The 268-nt window shown below is 79.9% G+C and carries 1 protein-coding gene; it reads left to right on the plus strand.

All coding sequences use genetic code 11. The features are described 5' to 3' along the window. On the plus strand, positions 1-268 hold a 268-nt coding region (locus DZG00_RS16815; RefSeq protein WP_119455883.1), incomplete at both ends, for a DUF4129 domain-containing protein.

Consider the following 268-nt stretch of genomic DNA (forward strand, 5'->3'; position numbering starts at 1 on the left):
TGGCGTGCGGGACGGCTGCGCGCGCTCGAGGCGGGCGACGCCCCGGCGGGCACCGCCTGGCGCGAGGCCGAGGACCAGTCCGTCGACCTCGGGATCCGCGTTCCCGACACCGAGTCGCCGCGCGAGCTCGGCCGCCGCCTGGCGGGCGACGACCCGTCTCTCGCCGACCCCGTCGCGCTCCTCGTCACCGCTCGTGAGCGCGAGCGCTTCGCCCGGGCCGACGTCCCGGTCGACTCCGCGACCGGTGCCGCGCAGGCCGCCGCGCTCG

Origin of the sequence: Clavibacter lycopersici, from assembly GCF_003576405.1 — a bacterium.
Classification (GTDB): domain Bacteria; phylum Actinomycetota; class Actinomycetes; order Actinomycetales; family Microbacteriaceae; genus Clavibacter; species Clavibacter lycopersici.